The sequence below is a fragment of the Campylobacter sp. IFREMER_LSEM_CL292 genome (assembly GCF_025771615.1).
Lineage (GTDB): Bacteria > Campylobacterota > Campylobacteria > Campylobacterales > Campylobacteraceae > Campylobacter_D > Campylobacter_D lari_D.
Map to the genome: position 1 here is coordinate 1 of NZ_JAKMQP010000039.1, position 546 is coordinate 546.

Consider the following 546-nt stretch of genomic DNA (forward strand, 5'->3'; position numbering starts at 1 on the left):
AGAGGAAAATATAGAGGAAAATATAGAGGAAAATATAGAGGAAAATATAGAGGAAAATATAGAAGAAAATGTAGAAGAAAATGTAGAAGAAAATGTAGAAGAAAATGTAGAAGAAAATGTAGAAGAAAATGTAGAAGAAACCCCTGTTGAATTTGATTCTTTTGATACACTACCTATGGTTGAAGAGATAGGTGAAAAAGAAATGAGCTTTGATGATTTACCTGAGGATGCTCAATTTATTGGTGAGGAAAAAGAAGAAAAAATGGCTTTAGAAGAAAATGAGCCTATGGTTGAAGAAATATTTGAAAATGAAAGTATAGATGATTTTCAACTAGAAGAAGAGCTAAGTACTCAAGATAAGATAAAAGAAGAATTGGCCGCTATTGATGAGCTTGATGAAGAATTTAATGGTCTTGATGGGGAGTTAATGCAAAATTTTGACACTCAAGAAACAGATAACAATGAAAATACGCAAGCTTTTGATTTAGAGGAAAATATAGAGGAAAATATAGAGGAAAATATAGAGGAAAATATAGAGGAAAATAT

Annotated in this window: 1 pseudogene; it reads left to right on the forward strand. The window is 29.9% G+C overall.

Annotated elements, in window-relative coordinates:
- A pseudogene (locus L8T82_RS07940) lies at positions 1–546 on the forward strand (hypothetical protein); the annotation flags it as partial.